Below are 20,338 nucleotides of genomic sequence, written 5' to 3' on the forward strand. Positions count from 1 at the left end.
ATGTTCGTACGCAAGACCCTCGCGGGCGCCCTCGCGGCCGCCCTCGCCGGTTCCGCGATCGCCCTGTCCGCAGGCGCCGCCCACGCCGCCACCGACCCCGACGACCCGAGCTTCACCCCGGTCGGCAGCGACCTGATCGGCGTCGGCTCCGACACCAGCCAGCACGCCGTCCACCTCTTCGCCGAGGCATGGAACGCCGACCCGCGCACGGCGGGCCTGCCGAAGATCGCGAGCTTCGCGGCGACCGGCGGTGGCCAGATCACCCTTCCCAGCGGCGCGATCAACCGCCCGAACGGGTCGGGAGCCGGCAAGGGCCTGCTCTACGGTGCGGGCAACAACGCCGACGTCGACTTCGCCCGCTCCTCGTCGGCCAACAGCGCGGCCGAGACCTCGGCCGGGCTCCAGGCGTTCCCCTTCGCCCTCGACACGCTGGTCATGGTGGTCTCGAAGAACGTCGCCTCGCACGCGCCGGCCACCCTCACCGAGGCGCAGATCGTCAGCATCTACAAGGGCGACACGACGAACTGGTCGCAGGTCGGTGGGTCCAACGGCACCATCAAGCCGATGATCCCGCAGGCCGGCTCGGGCACGAGGTCGTTCTTCGTCGCCCAGCTCAAGCGGATGAACGGCGGCGTGGACGTCACCCTGGGCAGCAACGTCCAGGAGGTCCAGGAGCACGACCCGACCCCGATCCAGGGTGACGCGGACGCGGTCGCCCCGTTCTCGAAGGGCCGCGCCGAGATCGCCGGCACCCTCCAGCTGGAGAACGGTCTCGCCGCCGACCGCGCGCTCTACAACGTGGTCCGCGGCACCGACGTCTCGAACGCCGTCGTCCAGGCGGCGTTCGGCTCCTCCGGTGCGCTCTGCTCCACGGACGCCCGCAGCCTGATCGAGGCGGCCGGCTTCAAGCAGCTCGCCACCCCGGAGCACGGCGGCGTCTGCGGCGCCCCGACCCAGGCGGCGGTCAGCAACTTCACGACGAACCAGCAGGTGGTCACCACCACCGACCTCAGCGCCGCCAGCGCGAAGGCCAAGACCGTCACGCTGTCCGCGACGGTCACCGGTGCCACCTCGCCGTCGGGCACGGTGGACTTCTTCGAGGGCGAGACCCAGGTCGCCAGCGACGTGCCGCTGACCTCCGGTGCCGCCACCACGACCCTGACCGGCGTGACCCCCGGCGAGCACACCTACACCGCGGAGTTCACCGGGGACGAGGGCTCGGTCTTCGAGCCGTCCGCCTCCGAGGACGCCACCGTCACCGTCAAGACCAGCTCCACCGTGGCCGAGACCTTCCCGGCGTCGGTGGCGGCGGGCAAGAAGGCCACGGGGACCGTGACCGTGACCGGGGACGGCGCGACCGCGACCGGCAAGGTGACGATCAAGCAGGGGTCGAAGACGCTGGCGTCCGCGACCCTGAAGAACGGCAAGGCCACCATCACCCTGCCGAAGCTGAAGAAGGGCACCGCCAAGCTGAAGGCGGTCTACGGGGGCGACGCCGTCGTGGCCGGTTCGAGCACGTCCTTCACGATCAAGCAGAAGTGACCCGCTGAGTCCTGCCGGCCCGCCCGCCTCCCCGGGCGGGCCGGCACGGGCATGGTGCACAATTCCTATCGACAAGATGAGCAAGGACGACCGATGACCGCAGCGACCGACGAGACCTCCGTCCTCCCGCCGGTGCCCCCCGCCGGACCCTCCGCGACCCTGGCGGAGATCGAGGGCCGTGACATCACGGCGTGGTTCGGCCAGCACAAGGTGCTCGACCGGGTGTCGCTGACCATGCCGGCCGGTCACATCACCGCCCTGATCGGTCCCTCCGGCTGCGGCAAGTCGACCTTCCTGCGCATCCTGAACCGGATGCACGAGCTGGTGCCGTCGGCGCAGCTGGCCGGCCAGGTGCTCCTCGACGGCCAGGACATCTACGACCCCTCGAAGCGGCTGATCGACGCCCGCCGGGCCATCGGGATGGTGTTCCAGAAGCCGAACCCGTTCCCGGCGATGTCGATCCGCGAGAACGTGCTCGCCGGGCTCAAGCTGACCGGCACCAAGGCCTCGCGCTCCACGAAGGAGGAGCTGGTCGAGTCCTGCCTGCGCAAGGGCGGGCTCTGGAACGAGGTCAAGGACCGCCTCGACGCTCCCGGCGGCGGCCTCTCCGGCGGTCAGCAGCAGCGCCTCTGCATCGCCCGGTCGCTGGCGATCAAGCCCCGCGTGCTGCTGATGGACGAGCCGTGCTCGGCCCTGGACCCCACCTCGACCCGCGTGATCGAGGAGACGATGAAGGAGCTGGCCCAGGAGGTCACCATCGTCATCGTCACCCACAACATGCAGCAGGCCGCCCGGGTCTCGGACCGGTGCGCGTTCTTCCTCGCCTCCCAGGGGACCCCCGGCGTGATCGTGGAGCACGGCGACACGACCGCGATGTTCCAGCACCCGCAGGACCCCCGCACCGCCGACTACGTGCACGGCCGGTTCGGATGAGCCCTGCCCGCGCCATCGCGGTCCTCTCCACCGCCCTGCTCGCGGTCGCCGGCCTCGGCTACCTCGCGTCCCAGACCGTGCTCGCCGCTCCGACCCTGACGGTCACGGAGCAGCAGTACGTCGGCGCGCCGTCCCCGGCCGCGCGGGCCGGCCGCGAGGTCGCGCCCGGGAAGCCGGTCGGGCCGCAGCGGGTCTCCGAGCAGTGGGTCGACACGACCGCGGCGAAGGCGGGCATCCCGACCGCCGCCGTGCGGGCCTACGCGAACGCACAGCTCTCCGAGCCGACCGGCTGCGACGTGGGGTGGACGACGCTGGCCGGGATCGGGTGGATCGAGTCGCAGCACGGCACCATCGGCGGCCGCACGCTCGGCGACGACGGCCACTCCTCGAGCCCGATCCTCGGGCCCGCCCTGGACGGCCGCGGGAAGGTGGCCGCGATCCCGGCCACGCCCGAGACCAGCGCCTGGCACGGCGACCCGCGGTGGGACCACGCGGTCGGCCCGCTGCAGTTCATCCCGTCGACCTGGGAGACCTGGGGCGCCGACGGGGACGGGGACGGGGTCGCCGACCCCAACGACCTCGACGACGCGGCCTACACCGCCGCCCGCTACCTCTGCGCCGACGGCCACGACCTGCGCACCGGCTCCGGCTGGGCGGACGCGATCTTCTCCTACAACCACGCCCAGTCCTACGTCGACTCCGTCTACGCCGCCGCCCAGTCCTACGCCGACCGCACCGACTGACCGTCGAGTCGGGACTTCCGACCAGTCGAGTCGGGAGCGCCGACCACGCCGGCCGGCGTCCTGGCGGGCGGCGGGTCAGCACTGACGCCCTGTCGCGGTGGCACGCCGACACCTACAGTTGTCCGACGGACCTGGGGGAGGGTGATGCGCTGGTGGCTGCCTGCGCTGGCCGCGACGGTCGCCATGACCGCTGTCGCGGCGCCGGGGCCTGCCACGACGGAGCCGCCGGCACGCGCGGAGACCGCGCAGCCGCGGGTGGCCGCCGCCGAGGAGCCCGTGCTCACCGAGCTGGGGCTGCGCCGCGCGTGGGCCGACCCGCTGCGCACCCGCATCGACCTCGGAGCGGACATCGCGCTGCGCGACTGCCACCTCGGTGACCCGATCCGCGAGTCGCCGTACCCGCTGGTGCTCGACGGGCACGGCCACACGATCCGGCAGACGTGCTTCGAGAAGCGCCTGCTGCGCCAGGACGGGACCGGCTGGCTCGACCTGCGCGACGTCATCCTGACCCGGGGCGGCTCCGACGGGCCGGGTGCAGCCGTGACCTCGCGCGGGGAGATCATGCTCTCCGACTGCGTCGTCAAGCAGAACCTCGCCGAGGAGCCGGGCGGCGGGGTGTTCTCGATGCGTCGGGTGACCGTCCACCGGTGCCTCATCAACGGCAACCTCGCGAACGACGACGGCGGCGGCGTCTACGCGCGTCGCGGCGGCGTGCAGGTCTACGACTCCGTGCTGAGCACCAACCTCGTCGACGGGTCGGGAGGCGCCATCGGCTCGACCGGGGACATCCTCGTGGTCCGGTCGTTCGTCGACGGCAACACGACCGACGGCGACGGCGGTGCGCTGTACACCGACGAGGACGGTGACGTCACGGTCGTGAACTCGCTCATCGACGGGAGCGACGCCGACGGGCCGGGCGGCGCGATCTTCACGCTCGACGGGGACGTCGCCGTCTTCGACTCCACGCTGACCGGGAACCGGGCCGACGACCGAGGCGGGGCGATCTCGGGGGAGGCCGACGTGCTGCTGGTGAACTCGACGGTCGCCCGCAACCTGGCGGTCGCCCACGCCGGCGGCGGCATCTGGGCGCGCGGCAACCTGGTGCTGGTCAACACCACCGTGACGAACAACTACGCCGAGGGCGAGGGCGGCGGCACGCTCTCGGCCGGACGCACCTTCCTGCTGTCGTCGACGATCGTGCGCAACATCGCCTCGATCGCCGGGAACGTCGGGTCCTCGGGCCGGCTGACGAGCTTCGCCAGTGTCCTCGGACCGCCGTCCTACGAGGGGGTCACCGGCGACACCATCCCGACCCGCCGGTCCTGCCGGGTCTACGCGACCGTCTCGGTCGGGTGGAACTTCCTCAGCGACGACACCTGCGAGCTCGGCAGCGACACCGACGTGCTCGGCGAGGACCCGCAGCTCGCCCAGCTCGAGGACGACCCCAACGGCTTCGTCCTGGTCCCCTTCGACGGCAGCCCGCTGCGCGACCGGATCCCTCCGGGCTCGTGCCGGATCGAGCTGCCGGACCCGTTGCCCGCCGGGCAGCTGCTCGAGCAGCTCATCGACTGGGAGGACGTGCTGGGCCACGACGCGCGCGGGGTCCCGCGGGGTGACCAGCCGTGCGACATCGGCGCGGTCGAGTCCACCGGCCCGGTCCCGGCACGGCCGGTCCTCGACCCGCCGGTGCCGCCCGATCCCGACGACGCGCCACCTGCCACCCGGGTCGTCGACGGGGTCGTCGACGGGGTCGTCGACGGGGTCGTCGGCCGGGTCCCACCGGCTCCGCCGAGCGCGAAGCCCGCATCGGTCCGGCGGCTGCTCGCCGCGGTCGAGCGCCGCCTCCGGGTGCTGGAGATGCGGGCGCGTCGGTTCGACGTGCTGCTGGGCTGCACCACCCGCGTCGGCGTCGACCGCGCCGGCGACCGGCGGCACCGGTGGGGGTTCGAGTACGACGAGCGCGACGGCACCGGGCTCGACGTACGGCCTGCTCTGGTGCGGCACCGCAACGCCGGCACGACGGCCCAGTGGCACCTTTTGGAGCTGTCGACGGAGCGTCGCTGCCTCAGTGCGCCGGCGGACCCCAACGGCGCCGGCGACGACGCACGGGTGGAGCGACGCCCGACGGTCCGGTGGCTGCGGTCCCTGGAGCGCCGGGAGCACCGCCTGGAGCGCCGGACGGAGCGGTTCGACGCCTGGGAGTCGTGCCTGACCTGGCTCCCGGTGACCGAGGCGGGGGACGCCGACCAGGACCTCGGCTACCTGGTCGACGAGGGGCTGTGGCCCTTCCACCGGGTGCACTACCCGGCGACCGACCTCGACCACAGCGAGTGGGACGACCCGGACTACCAGGTCCTCGCCTTCCGGGGGAACGCCCGGCCCTTCGGGCCCGGGCCGTGCGGGACCGATCCCGGGGAGGGCGCCGACCGGCCGACGGTCGGGGACCGCGGCGGGCACGGCACCGACCGCGCCGGTCGCCTGCGGCGCGAGGTGCGCGACCTGCGGGAGGACGTCCTGGACCTGGGGGAGCCGGTCGACGAGATCACCCGCTTCGACCAGTGCCTCTACACCGTGGGGGTGCGCGAGGCCCCCGGCTACCGGTACCAGGGGCCGGACGGATCGGCCGTGCGGCGCCCGGCGCTGTCCTTCGACATGCGCGGCGACCACCTCCCGCAGCTCAGCGTGATGGCGTTCCCCGGGGAGGAACCGCCCCAGATCGAGTGCAACGAGGACGCCGGGGGCGTCCAGACCGACGAGTGATCAGCCGGCGCGCAGCCGGCGGCCGATCCGCCACCCGGCGACCGGCGCGGCGGCGGCGAGCGCCCCGACCAGGACGGTCAGCAGCAGGACGCCGGCGACCCGGACGGTGCCGACCCCGTCGCGCAGCGCGCCGCGGACCTCGTCCTGGCCGACCCCGGTGCCGAAGAGGGCCATCGGCAGGGTGGTGAGCACGACGATCACGGCCGCGAGCCACCGTCGCTCGGTCCCCGCGCCGGCGAGGGCCGCGCCCAGACCGGCGACCGCGAACGTGAGGCCGATCCCCACGGTGCCGGCGACTGTGAAGTCCGTGTCCTCGTCGCGCACCAGCGCCACCCAGCGCATCGGCACCCGCGCGACGAGCCCGATCGCGAAGCCGACCAGCGCCCCGAGCAGCCCGGCCCGGAGGGCGACCACGGCTCCAGCATGGCCCCGTAGACTCGGGAGCGCGACCCCCTGTCCTCGCTGACCGGGGGCTGTCGTGTTGTCCGCCCTCCCTCGAAAGGCCCTCCGTGCAGCTCACCGGGCACCTCTCCGGCATCGCCGACGCGGTCCTGGCCGACCCCGTCCTCGACGAGGCGCTGGCCGACGCGCGCGGCGGTGCCGTCCCGGCGCTCGACCTCACCGGCCCCGAGGCGCTGCGCCCGTACGTCGTCGCGGGGCTCGTCCGCGCCGGCCGCACCGTGCTCGCGGTGACGGCGACCGCGCGCGAGGCCGAGGACCTCGTCGAGGCCCTCGGCGACCTCGTCGACCCCGGCCTGGTCGCCCTCTACCCGAGCTGGGAGACGCTGCCGCACGAGCGGCTCAGCCCGCGCAGCGACACGGTCGGCCGGCGGCTGGCCGTGCTGCGCCGCCTCTGCCACCCCGGCGACGACGCGGCCAACGGGCCGCTCTCGGTGGTCGTCGCTCCCGTGCGCTCGGTGCTGCAGCCGCAGGTGAAGGGTCTCGGCGACCTCGAGCCGGTCGAGCTCGCGCCCGGCGACACCGCGCCGCTCGAGGACGTGGTGCGGCGCCTCAGCGCGGCGGCGTACTCCCGGGTGGACCTGGTCGAGAAGCGCGGCGAGTTCGCGGTCCGCGGCGGCATCGTCGACGTCTTCCCGCCGACCGAGGAGCACCCGCTGCGCGTGGAGCTCTGGGGCGACGACGTCGAGGAGATCCGGTCGTTCTCGGTGGCCGACCAGCGGACCCTGGAGAAGGTCGAGCGGCTGTGGGCGCCTCCCTGCCGCGAGCTGCTGCTGACCGACGCCGTCCGGGAGCGCGCGGCCGAGCTCGGCCGGCAGCACCCCCAGCTGCTCGAGCTCACCGACAAGATCGCTGCCGGCATCGCCGTCGAGGGCATGGAGTCGCTCGCACCGGTGCTCGTCGACGAGATGGAGCTGCTCGTCGACCTGATGCCCGCCGACACGCACGTCCTCGTGCTCGACCCGGAGCGGGCCCGCAGCCGGGCCCACGACCTGGTCGCGACCAGCGAGGAGTTCCTCGGCGCCAGCTGGGCGGCCGCCGCGAGCGGCGGCACGGCGCCGATCGACCTGGGCGCGGCGTCGTACCGCTCGATCGCCGACGTGCGCGAGCACACCCTCGGCCAGGGCAAGCCGTGGTGGACCGTCAGCCCGTTCGGGATCGACGACACGGGCGACGTGACGGACGTGCACGCCGTCCCGAGCCGATCGCTGCCGGCCCGCCCCGCCGACGCCTACCGCGGCGAGGTCGAGCGCGCCGTCGCCGACCTCGACCGCTGGCGTCGCGAGGGCTACCGCACGGTCGTCGTGCACGCGGGCCACGGTCCGGCGGAGCGGATGCGTGAGGTGCTCGCCGAGCACGACGTGCCGGCCCGGGTCGTGGACGAGCTGCCCGACGCCGGGTCGCTCGACGCCGGCGTCGTCACCATCAGCTGCGGCTCGACCGCGCACGGCTTCGTCGACGACGCGAACCGGATCGTCGTGCTCACCGGCGAGGACATCTCGGGGCAGAAGGCCTCGACCCGCGACATGCGCCGGATGCCGACCCGCCGCAAGCGGCAGATCGACCCGCTCGAGCTCAGTGCGGGCGACTACGTCGTGCACGAGCAGCACGGCGTGGGCCGGTTCGTCGAGATGAAGCAGCGTGAGGTCGGCGGCGCGGTGCGCGAGTACCTCGTGCTCGAGTACGGCGCCTCCAAGCGGGGCGGTCCGCCGGACCGGCTCTACGTCCCCGCGGACGCGCTCGACCAGGTCACCCGCTACGTCGGCGGCGAGCAGCCCTCGCTCGACCGGCTCGGCGGCGCGGACTGGACCAAGCGCAAGAACCGCGCCCGCAAGGCGGTCCGCGAGATCGCGGCCGAGCTGATCAAGCTGTACGCCGCCCGCCAGGCCACGAAGGGCTACCAGTTCGGCCCGGACACCCCGTGGCAGCGCGAGCTCGAGGACGCCTTCCCGTTCCAGGAGACCCCCGACCAGCTCAGCACGGTCGACGAGGTCAAGGGCGACATGATGCGGCAGGTCCCGATGGACCGGCTCGTGTGCGGCGACGTCGGCTACGGCAAGACCGAGATCGCCGTGCGGGCGGCGTTCAAGGCGGTGCAGGAGGGCAAGCAGGTCGCCGTCCTGGTGCCGACGACGCTGCTCGTCACCCAGCACCTCTCGACGTTCTCCGAGCGGATGAGCGGCTTCCCCGTCGTCCTCAAGGGGCTGAGCCGGTTCCAGACGGACGCGGAGGCCCGCGAGGTCATCGCCGGGCTCGCCGACGGCACCGTCGACGTCGTGGTCGGCACCCACCGGCTGCTCAACCCCGACATCCGGATGAAGGACCTCGGGCTGATCATCGTCGACGAGGAGCAGCGGTTCGGCGTCGAGCACAAGGAGCAGATGAAGCGGCTCCGCACCTCGGTCGACGTGCTGTCGATGTCGGCGACGCCGATCCCGCGGACCCTGGAGATGGCGATCACCGGCATCCGCGAGATGTCCACGATCACCACGCCGCCGGAGGAGCGGCACCCCGTGCTCACCTACGTCGGCGCCTACGAGGACCGCCAGGTCGTCGCCGCCGTACGACGGGAGCTGCTGCGCGAGGGCCAGGTGTTCTACATCCACAACCGGGTGAACTCGATCGAGAAGGCCGCGGCCCGGATCCGCGAGCTGGTGCCCGAGGCGCGGGTCGCGACCGCCCACGGCCAGATGGGGGAGCACCTGCTCGAGCAGGTGATGCTGGACTTCTGGGAGAAGAGCTTCGACGTGCTCGTCTGCACGACGATCGTCGAGTCCGGCCTCGACGTGTCGAACGCGAACACGATGATCATCGAGCGCGCCGACACCCTCGGCCTCTCCCAGCTGCACCAGCTCCGCGGCCGGGTCGGCCGGTCCCGCGAGCGCGCCTACGCCTACTTCCTCTACCCGGCGGAGAAGCCGCTGACCGAGACCGCGCACGAGCGGCTCGCGACGCTGGCCCAGCACTCCGACCTCGGCGGCGGCATGGCGATCGCGATGAAGGACCTCGAGATCCGCGGCGCCGGCAACCTGCTCGGCGGCGAGCAGTCGGGACACATCGCCGACGTCGGGTTCGACCTCTACGTCCGCCTCGTCGGGGAGGCGGTGAACGAGTTCCGCGGCGACAAGGAGCCCGAGCTCGACGAGGTCCGCATCGAGCTGCCGGTCGACGCCCACCTGCCCCACGGCTACATCCCGAGCGAGCGGCTCCGGCTGGAGATGTACAAGCGGCTCGCGGAGGTCCGCACCGACGAGGACGTCGACCTCATCAACGAGGAGCTGCTCGACCGGTACGGCGAGCCGCCGGTCGAGGTCGTCTCGCTGCTGCTCGTCGCGCGGTTCCGCGCCCGGGCCCGCCAGGCGGGCATCGGCGAGGTCACGATCGCGGGCAGGAACGTGCGGTTCGCGCCGGTCGAGCTGCCCGACTCGCGGGTGGTCCGGCTCAACCGGCTCTACCCGAAGTCGATCGTCAAGGCACCGGTGAGGACCATCCTGGTCCCGCGACCCCAGACCGCCGTGGTGGGTGGCAAGCCGATCGCCGGCATCGCCCTGCTTGAATGGGCCCGGCAGGTGATCGACTCGGTGATCGATCCAGTCGTCGACCCACAGGAGAAGCAGTGACCCCGACCCGGTTCCGCGGCCTCGCCGCGCTGGCCCTGGCCTCCACCGTGCTGATGACGGGGTGCAACGCGGTGCCGGACTTCAACCCCGGCGTGGCCGCCCGGGTCGCCGACGACACGATCACCCTGAACACCGTCGACGACGTCAGCACCTCCTACTGCGAGTACGTCGAGACCCAGCTGCAGGAGGGCCAGGTCCTCGCCCAGCACCTGCTCCGCGGTCAGGTCGCGGGCAGCCTGGCGCTCCGGTCGGCAGCCGACCAGTTCGCCCGCGAGCAGGGCGTGACCGCCGACCCGTCGTACGACGTCGCGGCCAAGCGCGCCGAGGAGAGCCTCGGCGACCTCGACCCGGACCAGGTCCAGGCGGTCATCGACGTCCAGGGCGCGAACACCTACGTGCAGGCCGTCGAGCAGTCGGTCGGTGCCGAGATGGGCACCCCGGGTGGCACGAAGGCCGAGATCGCGGCGGGACAGAAGGCGTTCGAGGAGTGGCTGGCCGACAACGACATCCAGATCGACCCGCGGTTCGGGATCTCGATCGAGTCGGGCACGACGGCACCGGCCGACACCAGCGTGTCCTTCCCGCTCGGGGAGACCGCGACCAAGGCGAACGCCGACCAGCCCGACACCGACTACGCCGGGGCGCTGCCGGACACCCAGCGCTGCGGCTGACCCCACGGTGGCCGAGCCCGCGTCCGGCGTACCCCTCCTCGAGCTCCTCGAGGTGATGCGCCGGCTGCGCACGGAGTGTGCCTGGAAGGCGAGCCAGACGCACCGGTCCCTGGCGCGCTACCTGCTCGAGGAGACCCACGAGACGCTCGAGGCGATCGACACCGGCGACGCCGAGCACCTGCGCGAGGAGCTCGGCGACCTGCTGCTCCAGGTCTACTTCCACGCCGCGATCGCCGAGCAGGCCGGCGAGTTCACCCTGGACGACGTCGCGGCCGACATCACCGCGAAGATGCGCCGCCGCAACCCGCACGTGTTCGGGTCCGCGGCCGGGGGGACCCCCGAGGAGATCAACGAGGTCTGGGAGTCGATCAAGGCGACCGAGAAGCAGCGCACCTCGGTGACCGACGGCCTGCCGCCGGGGCTGCCCGCGCTGCTGTACGCCGACAAGGTGCTCGACCGGCTGGAGCGCGAAGGTGCCCAGCCGACGGTCGACCGCGCGGCCGACGACCTCGGCTCCCGCCTGCTCGCGCTGGTCGCCGAGGCGCACGCGGCCGGCGTCGATCCCGAGCAGGCGCTGCGTGACGCGGTGCGCGGGCTGTTGGGCGGCTGATCCGCCCGGCCGATCTGTTGGTCGGTGCCGGACGCCTGCGGGTGGTCGCGGGTTGCGACCGACGGGCAGCGACAACGGGTACGGCGGCCCACGCGGTCCGGGTCGACATCTGAGACCCCACCGTGGCGTGGGCGCACATCACGCGCCGACCCCTGGCGGCGAAGGGACCGGTGGAGCTCGCCGGGGGGGGCGACGCCTACCCGGCGACTGCGGACGCCCTCGTCACGCCGGGCGGTGACGGTTCACCATGGGACCCAGGTGATCCTGCACTTCCCACACCGTGCCCGCCGTGGGAAGTGAGGGTTCAGCAACAGACCATGGTGAACCTGCGGCGCGCTCCTGGATCGTGATCGACGCGTTGCCGTTCGTCGGGGTCACGCCAGGGTGTGCAGCGTCACGGCACTCCGCGCCGTCCGTGTCGACGACCCCGGACCCGCGACGACCCCGGACCGGACTAGGGTGAGGAACGGCCCGAAACACCTCGACGTAGGAGCAAGACGTGGCATCCATCGAAGCAGTCGGCGCCCGCGAGATCCTGGACTCGCGCGGCAACCCCACGGTCGAGGTCGAGGTCCTGCTCGACGACGGCGCGTTCGCCCGGGCGATGGTCCCGAGCGGTGCGTCCACTGGTGCCTTCGAGGCGGTCGAGCTCCGCGACGGCGGCGACCGGTACGGCGGCAAGGGGGTCGGCCAGGCGGTGAACGCCGTGATCCAGACGATCGCCCCGGCGGTCGAGGGTCTCGCGGCCGACGACCAGCGCGTCGTCGACCAGACCATGCTCGAGCTCGACGGCACGCCCAACAAGGCCAAGCTCGGCGCCAACGCGATCCTCGGGGTCTCGCTCGCCGTCGCCCGCGCTGCGGCCGACTCCGCGGGGCTGCCGCTGTACCGCTACGTCGGCGGGCCCAACGCCCACCTGCTGCCGGTGCCGATGATGAACATCCTCAACGGTGGCTCGCACGCGGACTCCAACGTCGACGTGCAGGAGTTCATGATCGCGCCGATCGGCGCTCCGACCTTCCGCGAGGCGCTGCGCTCGGGCGCCGAGGTCTACCACGCGCTCAAGTCGGTGCTGAAGAAGAAGGGCCTCTCCACCGGTCTCGGCGACGAGGGCGGCTTCGCGCCCAACCTCGACAGCAACCGGGCCGCGCTCGACCTGATCGCCGAGGCCGTCGCGGCCGCCGGCCTCGAGCTCGGCAAGGACATCGCGCTGGCGATGGACGTGGCCGCGTCCGAGTTCTACCGGGACGGCTCCTACGCGTTCGAGGGCGGCACCAAGTCCGCCGACGAGATGGCGGCCTACTACGCCGACCTCGTGGCGTCGTACCCGATCGTCTCGATCGAGGACCCGCTGGACGAGGACGACTGGGACGGCTGGAAGGCGATCACCGACCAGCTCGGCACCAAGACCCAGATCGTCGGCGACGACCTGTTCGTCACCAACGTCGAGCGGCTCCAGCGCGGGATCAGCGGCGGTCAGGCCAACGCGCTGCTGGTGAAGGTCAACCAGATCGGCACCCTCACCGAGACCCTCGACTCCGTCGAGCTGGCGCACCGCAACGGCTACCGCTGCATGATGAGCCACCGGTCCGGCGAGACCGAGGACACCACGATCGCCGACCTCGCGGTCGCCGTGAACTGCGGCCAGATCAAGACCGGCGCCCCGGCGCGGTCCGACCGGGTCGCGAAGTACAACCAGCTGCTGCGGATCGAGGACGAGCTGGCAGATGCTGCGCGCTACTCCGGCGCGTCGGCGTTCCCCCGCTACGGTGCCTGAGCGACGCTAGGGGGCATGCCCGACAACCGCCGTACGCCGCGCGCAGGGCGTCCTCGCGGACGCGGTGCACCCCGGCGTACGCCGGGCCGGCCGGTGCCGGCTGCCACTACTGCTGCGGAGGCGGTGCGGCGGCCGCGGTTCACCGGGCGGGCGGCGATCCTGGTCCTGGTGCTCGCCGTGCTGACCGTGAGCTACGCGTCGTCGCTGCGCGCTTACCTCCAGCAGCGCTCGCAGATCGAGGACCTCAAGAGCCAGATCGCCCTGCGCGAGGCCAGCATCCACGACCTCGAGCGCGAGAAGGACCGGTGGCAGGACCCGGCGTACATCGAGCAGCAGGCCCGCGAGCTCAACTACGTGATGCCCGGCGAGACCTCCTACGTCGTGCTCGACGAGAACGGCGAGCCGCTGCAGAAGGAGAGCAGCCTCACCGACCCCGCCACGGTCGCGAAGAAGGAGCCCACCGCCTGGTGGTCGACCGCCTGGCAGTCGGTCGAGCTGGCCGGCAACCCGCCGAAGCAGGAGCCGCCCCCGGCCTCGAAGATCGACGAGAAGATCAGGAGCTCCGACTGACCTCTCGGTCGGTGCCCGTCGCTGTAACGCCGTGTTGCTGCCCCCTCCCACGGTGTTGCAGCAGGGTGGGACAGCGGGTGACCCGGCGTTACGGCTGCGCCGGCGCGGACTGGCATCATGTCCGGCGTGATCGACCCGGAGGACGTGCGCGCGATCGAGGCCCAGCTGGGACGCGAGCCCCGGGGGATCCACGAGGTCGGGCACCGCTGTCCGTGCGGCAACCCGGACGTGGTCACGACGGAGCCGCGGCTGCCCAACGGCACGCCGTTCCCGACGACGTACTACCTGACGTGCCCGCGGGCCGCGTCGCGGATCGGGACCCTCGAGGGCTCGGGCGTGATGAAGGAGATGCAGGACCGGCTGGCCGAGGACGAGGAGCTGGCGGCGGCCTACCGGGGCGCGCACGAGCGCTACCTCGCCGCCCGCGCGGAGATCGGCGCGCAGGCCGGCCTGAGCGTCCCCGAGATCGACGGCATCTCCGCCGGCGGGATGCCGGACCGGGTCAAGTGCCTGCACGTGCTGGCCGGGCAGGCCCTGGCGCAGGGTCGCGGCGCCAACCCGCTGGGCGACGAGGTGCTCGACCGCCTCGGGCCGTGGTGGGAGGCCGGCCCGTGCGTGTAGCGGGGATCGACTGCGGCACCAACACCATCAAGCTGCTGATCGGCGACCTGCCCGACGTGGAGGTCCGCGAGGTCCGGATGGTGCGGCTGGGCCAGGACCTCGACCGCACCGGCCGCCTGGCCGACGAGGCACTCGCCCGGGCGTTCGCGGCCATCGAGGAGTACGCCGGCCTCGTCCGCGCCCACGACGTGCCGCCGGACCGCGTCCGGTTCGTCGCCACCTCGGCGTCGCGGGACGCCTCCAACGCCGACGTCTTCGTCGCCGGCGTCCGGGAGCGGCTGGGCGTCGAGCCCGAGGTCGTCAGCGGCGCGGAGGAGGCGGCGCTGTCCTTCGACGGCGCGGTCCGCAACCTGCGGACCCCTCCGGCCGAGCCGGTGCTGGTCGTCGACATCGGCGGCGGCTCGACCGAGCTGATCCTGGGGACCTCGGCGCCCGAGGCGGCCCACTCGATGGACATCGGCTCGGTGCGCCTCCACGAGCGGCACCTGCACTCCGACCCGCCGACCGCCGCGGAGGTCGCGGCGTTCGTCGCCGACGTCGACGCGCACCTCGACGCCTGCCCGGTCGACCCCGCCGCCGCGGCGACGGTCGTCGGCGTCGCCGGCACCGTGACCCAGCTCGGCGCGGTGCTGCTCGACCTGCCGGCGTACGACCGGACGGCCGTCGACCAGCTGGTCGTGCCGGTGGGACAGGTGCACGAGCTCGTGGACCGGCTCGTGGCGATGACGGTGGCCGAGCGCCGCGCGCTGCCCTCGATGCACCCGGGGCGGGCCGACGTGATCGGCGCCGGCGCCCTCATCCTCGACCGCGTGCTGCGCCGGTCGGGGGCGGTGGAGCTGGTGGTGTCCGAGGCGGACATCCTCGACGGCATCGCCTGGTCCCTCGTCGAGGGCTGACCGCGCGACGGGGCTCCCGACCGTTTCGCCGGGCGGGCGGCTGGGCACCGGCCAGGGAGGGAGCGGTCCGGGAGCAGCCACAGATCTCGGTGTGCGCCGCCGCGAGCCCTGACCGCAACGAGAGGAACCACCATGCTGAACAAGTCCAGCCTGCTCATCGGCTTCGCCGCCGGCTACGTGCTCGGCTCCCGCGCCGGACGCGAGCGCTACGAGCAGATCAGCGCCGGCGCCCGCAAGTTCGCCCGCAACCCGACGGTCCGGTCTGCGGCGAGCAAGGCACAGGAGACGGTCGCCACCCAGGCGCCGGTCGTCGCCGACGCCGTCAAGGACAAGGCCACCTCGGCCGCGTCGACCGTCGCCGACAAGGTGCACCGCGACAGCGGTGACCACCTCGGCGACCCGTCGACGATGGGGTCGGCGGCCGGCCGGTCCTGAGTCGATCCGGTCCTCCGGACCGCACGACCGCGGAGGGCGGGAGGGCCGGGCGCCGACGGGTCGTCCCGAGGTTGCGACCGACAGGCAGCAAGAGCGGGTACGGCGGGCTTCCCGGGTGGTCCCGGGTGCCGGACGCCGTCCACAGGGCCATTCCGGGCGGTGGAGGTCTTGCGGATCGTGGCCGATCGTGACCGATCCCCTGTGGCAGCGATTCTCGAACCTGGATGTCGGTGGTCGGGCGGCCCACAGCGATGGTACCCGGCGCCTGGTCGACATGCGGTGAGACCGGTGGCCGACGCGTCGGTGGCGTGGACGCCGCACATCGGACTGGTGCCGACCCCTGGCGGCGAAGCTCCGCGTCGGGACCGGTGGACACCGCTCGCCGGGGAACCCCGACGCGAAGGAACTGGTGAAGCTGGCCTGCGCTGGAGGCGCGCGGTGACCCGCGGACGCCTCGCCACGCCACCCCTCGTCACGCTGGTCATCGTGCCGCACCGTCCGACCCGGGCTCCCGACACTGTCGGACCCAGCTGACCCAGGTGCTTCTGCGCCTTCCCACACGCCGGCGCGCTGCGATCCTGCCTGCCGGCCCCGACCTCGTCGACGCCCTGAGGGCGCCCTGCTCGAACGCAACAGACCAGCGTGGTGAACCTGTCGGCGACGCTCCTGGGATTCGTTCAGGATCGACGCGATGACCTCCGTCCGTGATGGCGTTCGCCGCGAAGCGCACCGAGCCCGTCGCGGGTCACGCCAGGGATGGGTCGGGGCGTTCCGCGCGTCTCGACGCGCGACGGCCAATGAAGGCCAACCCGCGCCGTCGACACCGGCCACCGGATCTCCGCCGGCGAAGCCCGCCGGCTCGCCTGCCAGGCCGGATCATCCCCGCCGTCCTCGGCACCGCTCGACCCCGACCGCGCGACCGGCGCACCGGGCCCGGCGACCGTGGCGCCCTGCCCACCACGACCTCGAATGGTCGACGGCGAACCCGGCCTCGCCAACGGACGACTCCTCTGCCGCCACCACCCTCCACCACCGGCACCAGCGGCGCACGTGAGGGCCGCGAGGTAGGGCGGGCACCAGCGTCGCGCCCACCCGGCGGCAGCGGGCACTCCGGTCATGCCCGCGACGACGGCCCCGGACCGGATAGGGTGAGGAACGGCCCGACTCGACGTAGCGACGTGGAAGTCGGCGCCCGCGAGATCCGCGGTGCGCGACCCGGCCGAGGTCCCGCTCGACGACGGCGCGTTCGCCTGGGCGATGGTCCCGAGCGGTGCGTCCACCGGCGCCCTTCGAGGCGGGTCGAGCTCCGCGACGGCGTGACCGGTACGGCGGCAAGGGGTCGGCCAGGCGACGACGCGGATCCAGACGATCGCCCCGGCGGTCGAGGTCTCGGGCCGTCGACGACCAGCGCGTCGTCGACCAGACCATGCCGAGTTCGACGGCACGCCCAGGCAGGCCAAGCTCGGCGCCAACGCGATCCTCGGGGTCTCGCTCACCGTCGCCCGCGCCGCAGGCCGACCCGCGGGGCTGCCGCTCTGGCCGCTACGTCGGCGGTCCGAACGCCCACCCGCTGCCGGTGCCGATGATGAACATCCTCAACGGTGGCTCGGCACGCGGACTCCAACGTCGACGTGCAGGAGTTCATGATCGCGCCGATCGGCGCCCAGCCTTCCGCGAGGCGCTGCGCTCGGGCGCCGAGGTCTACCACGCGCTCAAGTCGGTGCTGAAGAAGAAGAAGACCTCTCCACCGGGCTCGGCGACGAGGGCGGCTTCGCGCCCAACCTGGACAGCAACCGGGCCGCGCTCGACCTTGATCCGCGCCGAGGCGCCGCCGCGGCCGCCGGCCTCGAACTCGGCAAGGACATCGCGCTGGCGATGGACGTGGCCGCGTCCGAGTTCTATCGGGACGGCTCTGGCGCGTTCGAGGGCGGCACCAAGTCCGCCGACGAGATGGCGGCCTACTACGCCGACCTCGTGGCGTCGTACGATCGTGTCGATCGAGGACCCGCTGGACGAGGACGACTGGGACGGCTGAAGGCGATCACCGACCAGCTCGGCACCAAGGCCAGATCGTCGGCGACGACCTGTTCGTCACCAACGTCGAGCGGCTCAGCGCGGGATCAGCGGCGGCCAGGCCAACCCTGCTGGTGAAGGTCAACCAGATCGGCACCCTCACCGGACACTCGACTCCGTCGAGCTGGCACCCGCAATGGCTACCGCTGCATGATGAGCCACCGCTCGAGGACCGAGGACACCGTGATCGCGCCGATATCGCGGTCGCCGTGAACTGCGGCCAGATCAAGACCGGCGGCCCCGCGCGGTCCGACCGGGTCGCGAAGTACAACCAACCGCTGCGGATCGAGGACGAGCCGGCAGATGCTGCGCGCTTCTCTGGCGCGTCGGCGTTCCCCCGCGGTGCCTGAGCGACGCTGGGGGCATGCCCGACAACCCGCCGTACACGCCGCGCGCAGGGCGTCCTCGCGGGACGGTGCACTACGTCGTACGCCGGGCCTACCGTGCGCCGGCTGCCGCCACCGCCGCGGAGGCGGTGCGGCGACCGCGGTTCACCGGGCGGGCGGCGATCCTGGTGCTGGTGCTCGCGGTGCTGACCGTGAGCTACGCGTCGTCGCCGCGGCCACTCTCCAGCAGCGCCGCAGATCGAGGACCTCAAGACAGATCGCCCTGCGCGAGGCCAGCATCCACGACCTCAGGGCGCGAGAAGGACCGGTGGCAGGACCCGGCGTACATCGAGCAGCAGGCCCGCGAAACCAACTACGTGATGCCCGGCGAGACCTCCACGTCGTGCTCGACGAGAACGGCGAGCGCTGCAGAAGGAGAGCAGCCTCCACCGACCCCCGCCACGGTCGCGAAGAGGATTCACCGCCTGTGGTGGTCGACCGCCTGGCAGTCGGTCCGGCCGGCAACCCGCCGAAGCAGGAGCCGCCGCCGGCCTCGAAGATCGACGAGAAGATCAGGAGCTCCGACTGACCTCTCGGTCGGTGCCCCGTCGCCGTAACGCCGTGTTGCTGCCTGTCCACGGTGTTGCAGCAGGGTGGGAGACAGCGGGTGACCCGGCGCCGGCGCTGCGCCGGCGCGGACTGGCATCATGTCCGGCGTGATCGACCCGGAGGACGTGCGCGCGATCGAGGCCAGCTGGGACGCGAGCCCCGGGGGATCCACGAGGTCGGGCACCGCTGTCCGTGCAGGCAACCCGGACGTGGTCACGACGGAGCCGCGGCTGCTCCAACGGCACGCCGTTCCCGACGACCTACTACCCGGACGTGCTCGCGGCCGCGTCGCGGATCGGGACCCTCGAGGCCTCGGGCGATGAAGGAGATGCAGGACCGGCTGGCCGAGGACGAGGGGCCGGCGGCGGCCTACCGGGGCGCGCACGAGCGCTACCTCGCCGCCGCTCGGAGATCGGCGCGCAGGCCGGCCTGGAGCGTCCCCGAGATCGACGGCATCTCCGCCGGCGGATGCGGTCAAGTGCCTGCACGTGCTGGCCGGGCAGGCCCTGGCGCAGGGTCGCGGCGCCAACCCGCTGGGCGACGAGGTGCTCGACCGCCTGGCCGTGGTGGAGGCCGGCCCGTGCGTAGCGGGGATCGACTGCGGCACCAACACCATCAAGCTGCTGATCGGTGACTGCCCGACGTGGAGGTCCGCGAGGCTGATGGTGCGGCTGGGCCAGGACCTCGACCGCACCGGTCGTCCGACGAGGCGCTCGCCCGGGCGTTCGCGGCCATCGAGGAGTACGCCGGTCTGTCCGCACCCACGACGTGCCGCTGACCGCGTCTGGTTCGTCGCCACCTCGGCGTCGCGGGGACTCCAACGCCGACGTCTTCGTCGCCGGCGTCCGGGAGCGGCGGCGTCAAGGCCGGCGCCGTGACCGGCGCGGAGGAGGCGGCGCTCTCCTTCGACGGCGCGGTCCGCAACCTGCGACGCCTCCGCCGAGCCGGTGCTGGTCGTCGACATCGGCGGCGGCTCGACCAGGCTGATCCTGGGGACCCTCGGCGCCCGAGGCGGCCCACTCGATGGACATCGGCTCGGTGCGCCTCCACGAGCGGCACCTGCACCTGACCCGCCGACCGCCGCGCAGGTCGCGGCGTTCGTCGCCGACGTCGACGCGCCTCGACGCCTGCTGGTCGACCCTGCCGCCGCGGCGACGGTCGTCGGCGTCGCCGGGCCGTGACCCAGCTCGGCGCGGTGCTGCTCGACCTGCCGGCGTACGACCGGACGGCCGTCGACCAGCTGGTCGCCGGTGGGCCAGGTGCACGGTTCGTGGACCGGCTCCGTGGCGATGACGGTGGCCGAGCGCCGCGCGCTGCCCTCGATGCACCCGGGGCGGGCCGACGTGATCGGCGCCGGTGCCCTCATCCTCGACCGCGTGCTGCGCCACGCCGGCGGTGGAGCTGGTGGAAACCGAGGCGGACATCCTCGACGGCATCGCCTGGTCCCTCGTCGAGGGCTGCCGCGCGCCGCCGCTCCTTGACCGTTACGCCGGCCGGCGGGCTGGGCACCGGCCAGGAGGAGCGGTCCGGGAGCAGCACAGATCTCGGTGCGCCGCCGCGAGCCCTGACTGCAACGAGAGGAACCACCATGCTGAACAAGTCCAACCTGCTCATCGGCTTCGCCGCCGGCTACGTGCTCAAGTCCCGCGCCGGACGCGAGCGCTACGAGCAGATCAGCGCGCCTGGAAGTTCG

Annotated in this window: 15 protein-coding genes and 2 pseudogenes; 16 read left to right on the forward strand and 1 reads right to left on the reverse strand. The window is 73.0% G+C overall.

Annotation, left to right across the window (positions count from 1 at the left end):
- The 4 genes from ACILQ5_RS04200 to ACILQ5_RS04215 all read left to right on the forward strand — a co-directional run bounded on the left by ACILQ5_RS04200 (position 1) and on the right by ACILQ5_RS04215 (position 5,978).
- Positions 1-1,542 (forward strand): Ig-like domain repeat protein, encoded by a 1,542-nt coding sequence (locus tag ACILQ5_RS04200; RefSeq protein WP_395656719.1) that lies wholly within the window; start codon positions 1-3, stop codon positions 1,540-1,542.
- Positions 1,543-1,635: 93 nt separating this feature from the next.
- Positions 1,636-2,475: a phosphate ABC transporter ATP-binding protein gene (locus ACILQ5_RS04205; protein ID WP_395656720.1), complete on the forward strand. Its 840-nt coding sequence runs from the start codon at positions 1,636-1,638 to the stop codon at positions 2,473-2,475.
- Entirely contained in the window at positions 2,472-3,218 is a 747-nt protein-coding gene (locus tag ACILQ5_RS04210) for a lytic transglycosylase domain-containing protein (RefSeq protein ID WP_395656721.1), read from the forward strand. Before ACILQ5_RS04205 ends, ACILQ5_RS04210 begins: the two co-directional genes overlap by 4 nt.
- Positions 3,219-3,362: 144 nt before the next feature.
- Positions 3,363-5,978: a hypothetical protein gene (locus tag ACILQ5_RS04215; protein WP_395656722.1), complete on the forward strand. Its 2,616-nt coding sequence runs from the start codon at positions 3,363-3,365 to the stop codon at positions 5,976-5,978.
- On the opposite strand, the gene ACILQ5_RS04220 is transcribed toward ACILQ5_RS04215, so the two are convergent.
- On the reverse strand, positions 5,979-6,392 hold the full coding sequence (locus ACILQ5_RS04220) for a hypothetical protein (protein ID WP_395656723.1): 414 nt from the start codon (positions 6,390-6,392) through the stop codon (positions 5,979-5,981).
- Between the two features lie 95 nt (positions 6,393-6,487).
- Here ACILQ5_RS04220 and mfd point away from each other — a divergent pair, with 95 nt between their 5' ends.
- From mfd to ACILQ5_RS04280, 12 genes and pseudogenes are all read left to right on the forward strand, one after another.
- A complete protein-coding gene (gene mfd / locus ACILQ5_RS04225) occupies positions 6,488-10,057 on the forward strand; it encodes a transcription-repair coupling factor (RefSeq protein WP_395656724.1) in 3,570 nt (1,189 codons plus the stop codon).
- On the forward strand, positions 10,054-10,728 hold the full coding sequence (locus ACILQ5_RS04230) for a hypothetical protein (protein WP_395656725.1): 675 nt from the start codon (positions 10,054-10,056) through the stop codon (positions 10,726-10,728). Before mfd ends, ACILQ5_RS04230 begins: the two co-directional genes overlap by 4 nt.
- A 7-nt stretch (positions 10,729-10,735) precedes the next feature.
- Positions 10,736-11,338 (forward strand): MazG family protein, encoded by a 603-nt coding sequence (locus tag ACILQ5_RS04235; RefSeq protein WP_395656726.1) that lies wholly within the window; start codon positions 10,736-10,738, stop codon positions 11,336-11,338.
- A gap of 499 nt (positions 11,339-11,837) precedes the next feature.
- Positions 11,838-13,115: a phosphopyruvate hydratase gene (gene eno / locus ACILQ5_RS04240; RefSeq protein WP_395656727.1), complete on the forward strand. Its 1,278-nt coding sequence runs from the start codon at positions 11,838-11,840 to the stop codon at positions 13,113-13,115.
- A gap of 15 nt (positions 13,116-13,130) precedes the next feature.
- Complete coding sequence (locus tag ACILQ5_RS04245) at positions 13,131-13,685, forward strand: septum formation initiator family protein (RefSeq protein ID WP_395656728.1); 555 nt, start codon at positions 13,131-13,133, stop codon at positions 13,683-13,685.
- Between the two features lie 117 nt (positions 13,686-13,802).
- Entirely contained in the window at positions 13,803-14,306 is a 504-nt protein-coding gene (locus tag ACILQ5_RS04250) for a DUF501 domain-containing protein (protein WP_395656729.1), read from the forward strand.
- A complete protein-coding gene (locus tag ACILQ5_RS04255) occupies positions 14,297-15,202 on the forward strand; it encodes an exopolyphosphatase (RefSeq protein ID WP_395656730.1) in 906 nt (301 codons plus the stop codon). Before ACILQ5_RS04250 ends, ACILQ5_RS04255 begins: the two co-directional genes overlap by 10 nt.
- Positions 15,203-15,334: 132 nt before the next feature.
- Positions 15,335-15,637, forward strand: a complete 303-nt coding sequence (locus ACILQ5_RS04260) for a hypothetical protein (RefSeq protein WP_395656731.1) — start codon at positions 15,335-15,337, stop codon at positions 15,635-15,637.
- Between the two features lie 1,476 nt (positions 15,638-17,113).
- Complete coding sequence (locus ACILQ5_RS04265; protein WP_395656947.1) at positions 17,114-17,284, forward strand: hypothetical protein; 171 nt, start codon at positions 17,114-17,116, stop codon at positions 17,282-17,284.
- Positions 17,223-17,788: pseudogene (locus ACILQ5_RS04270) on the forward strand (hypothetical protein). Before ACILQ5_RS04265 ends, ACILQ5_RS04270 begins: the two are co-directional and overlap by 62 nt.
- A complete protein-coding gene (locus ACILQ5_RS04275) occupies positions 17,722-18,060 on the forward strand; it encodes a hypothetical protein (RefSeq protein ID WP_395656948.1) in 339 nt (112 codons plus the stop codon). Before ACILQ5_RS04270 ends, ACILQ5_RS04275 begins: the two are co-directional and overlap by 67 nt.
- A 730-nt stretch (positions 18,061-18,790) precedes the next feature.
- Positions 18,791-19,229, forward strand: a pseudogene (locus ACILQ5_RS04280) (DUF501 domain-containing protein); the annotation flags it as partial.
- Positions 19,230-20,338: the final 1,109 nt, after the last annotated feature.

Origin of the sequence: Nocardioides sp. (genome assembly GCF_044226305.1) — a bacterium.
GTDB lineage: Bacteria > Actinomycetota > Actinomycetes > Propionibacteriales > Nocardioidaceae > Nocardioides.

Bases quoted from the DNA above. Each gene is read 5' to 3' on its own strand.
- ACILQ5_RS04245 (WP_395656728.1), top strand. From the start codon at position 13,131: ATGCCCGACAACCGCCGTACGCCGCGCGCAGGGCGTCCTCGCGGACGC.
- ACILQ5_RS04210 (WP_395656721.1), top strand. From the start codon at position 2,472: ATGAGCCCTGCCCGCGCCATCGCGGTCCTCTCCACCGCCCTGCTCGCG.
- ACILQ5_RS04200 (WP_395656719.1), top strand. From the start codon at position 1: ATGTTCGTACGCAAGACCCTCGCGGGCGCCCTCGCGGCCGCCCTCGCC.
- ACILQ5_RS04260 (WP_395656731.1), top strand. From the start codon at position 15,335: ATGCTGAACAAGTCCAGCCTGCTCATCGGCTTCGCCGCCGGCTACGTG.
- ACILQ5_RS04205 (WP_395656720.1), top strand. From the start codon at position 1,636: ATGACCGCAGCGACCGACGAGACCTCCGTCCTCCCGCCGGTGCCCCCC.
- ACILQ5_RS04215 (WP_395656722.1), top strand. From the start codon at position 3,363: ATGCGCTGGTGGCTGCCTGCGCTGGCCGCGACGGTCGCCATGACCGCT.
- ACILQ5_RS04250 (WP_395656729.1), top strand. From the start codon at position 13,803: ATGTCCGGCGTGATCGACCCGGAGGACGTGCGCGCGATCGAGGCCCAG.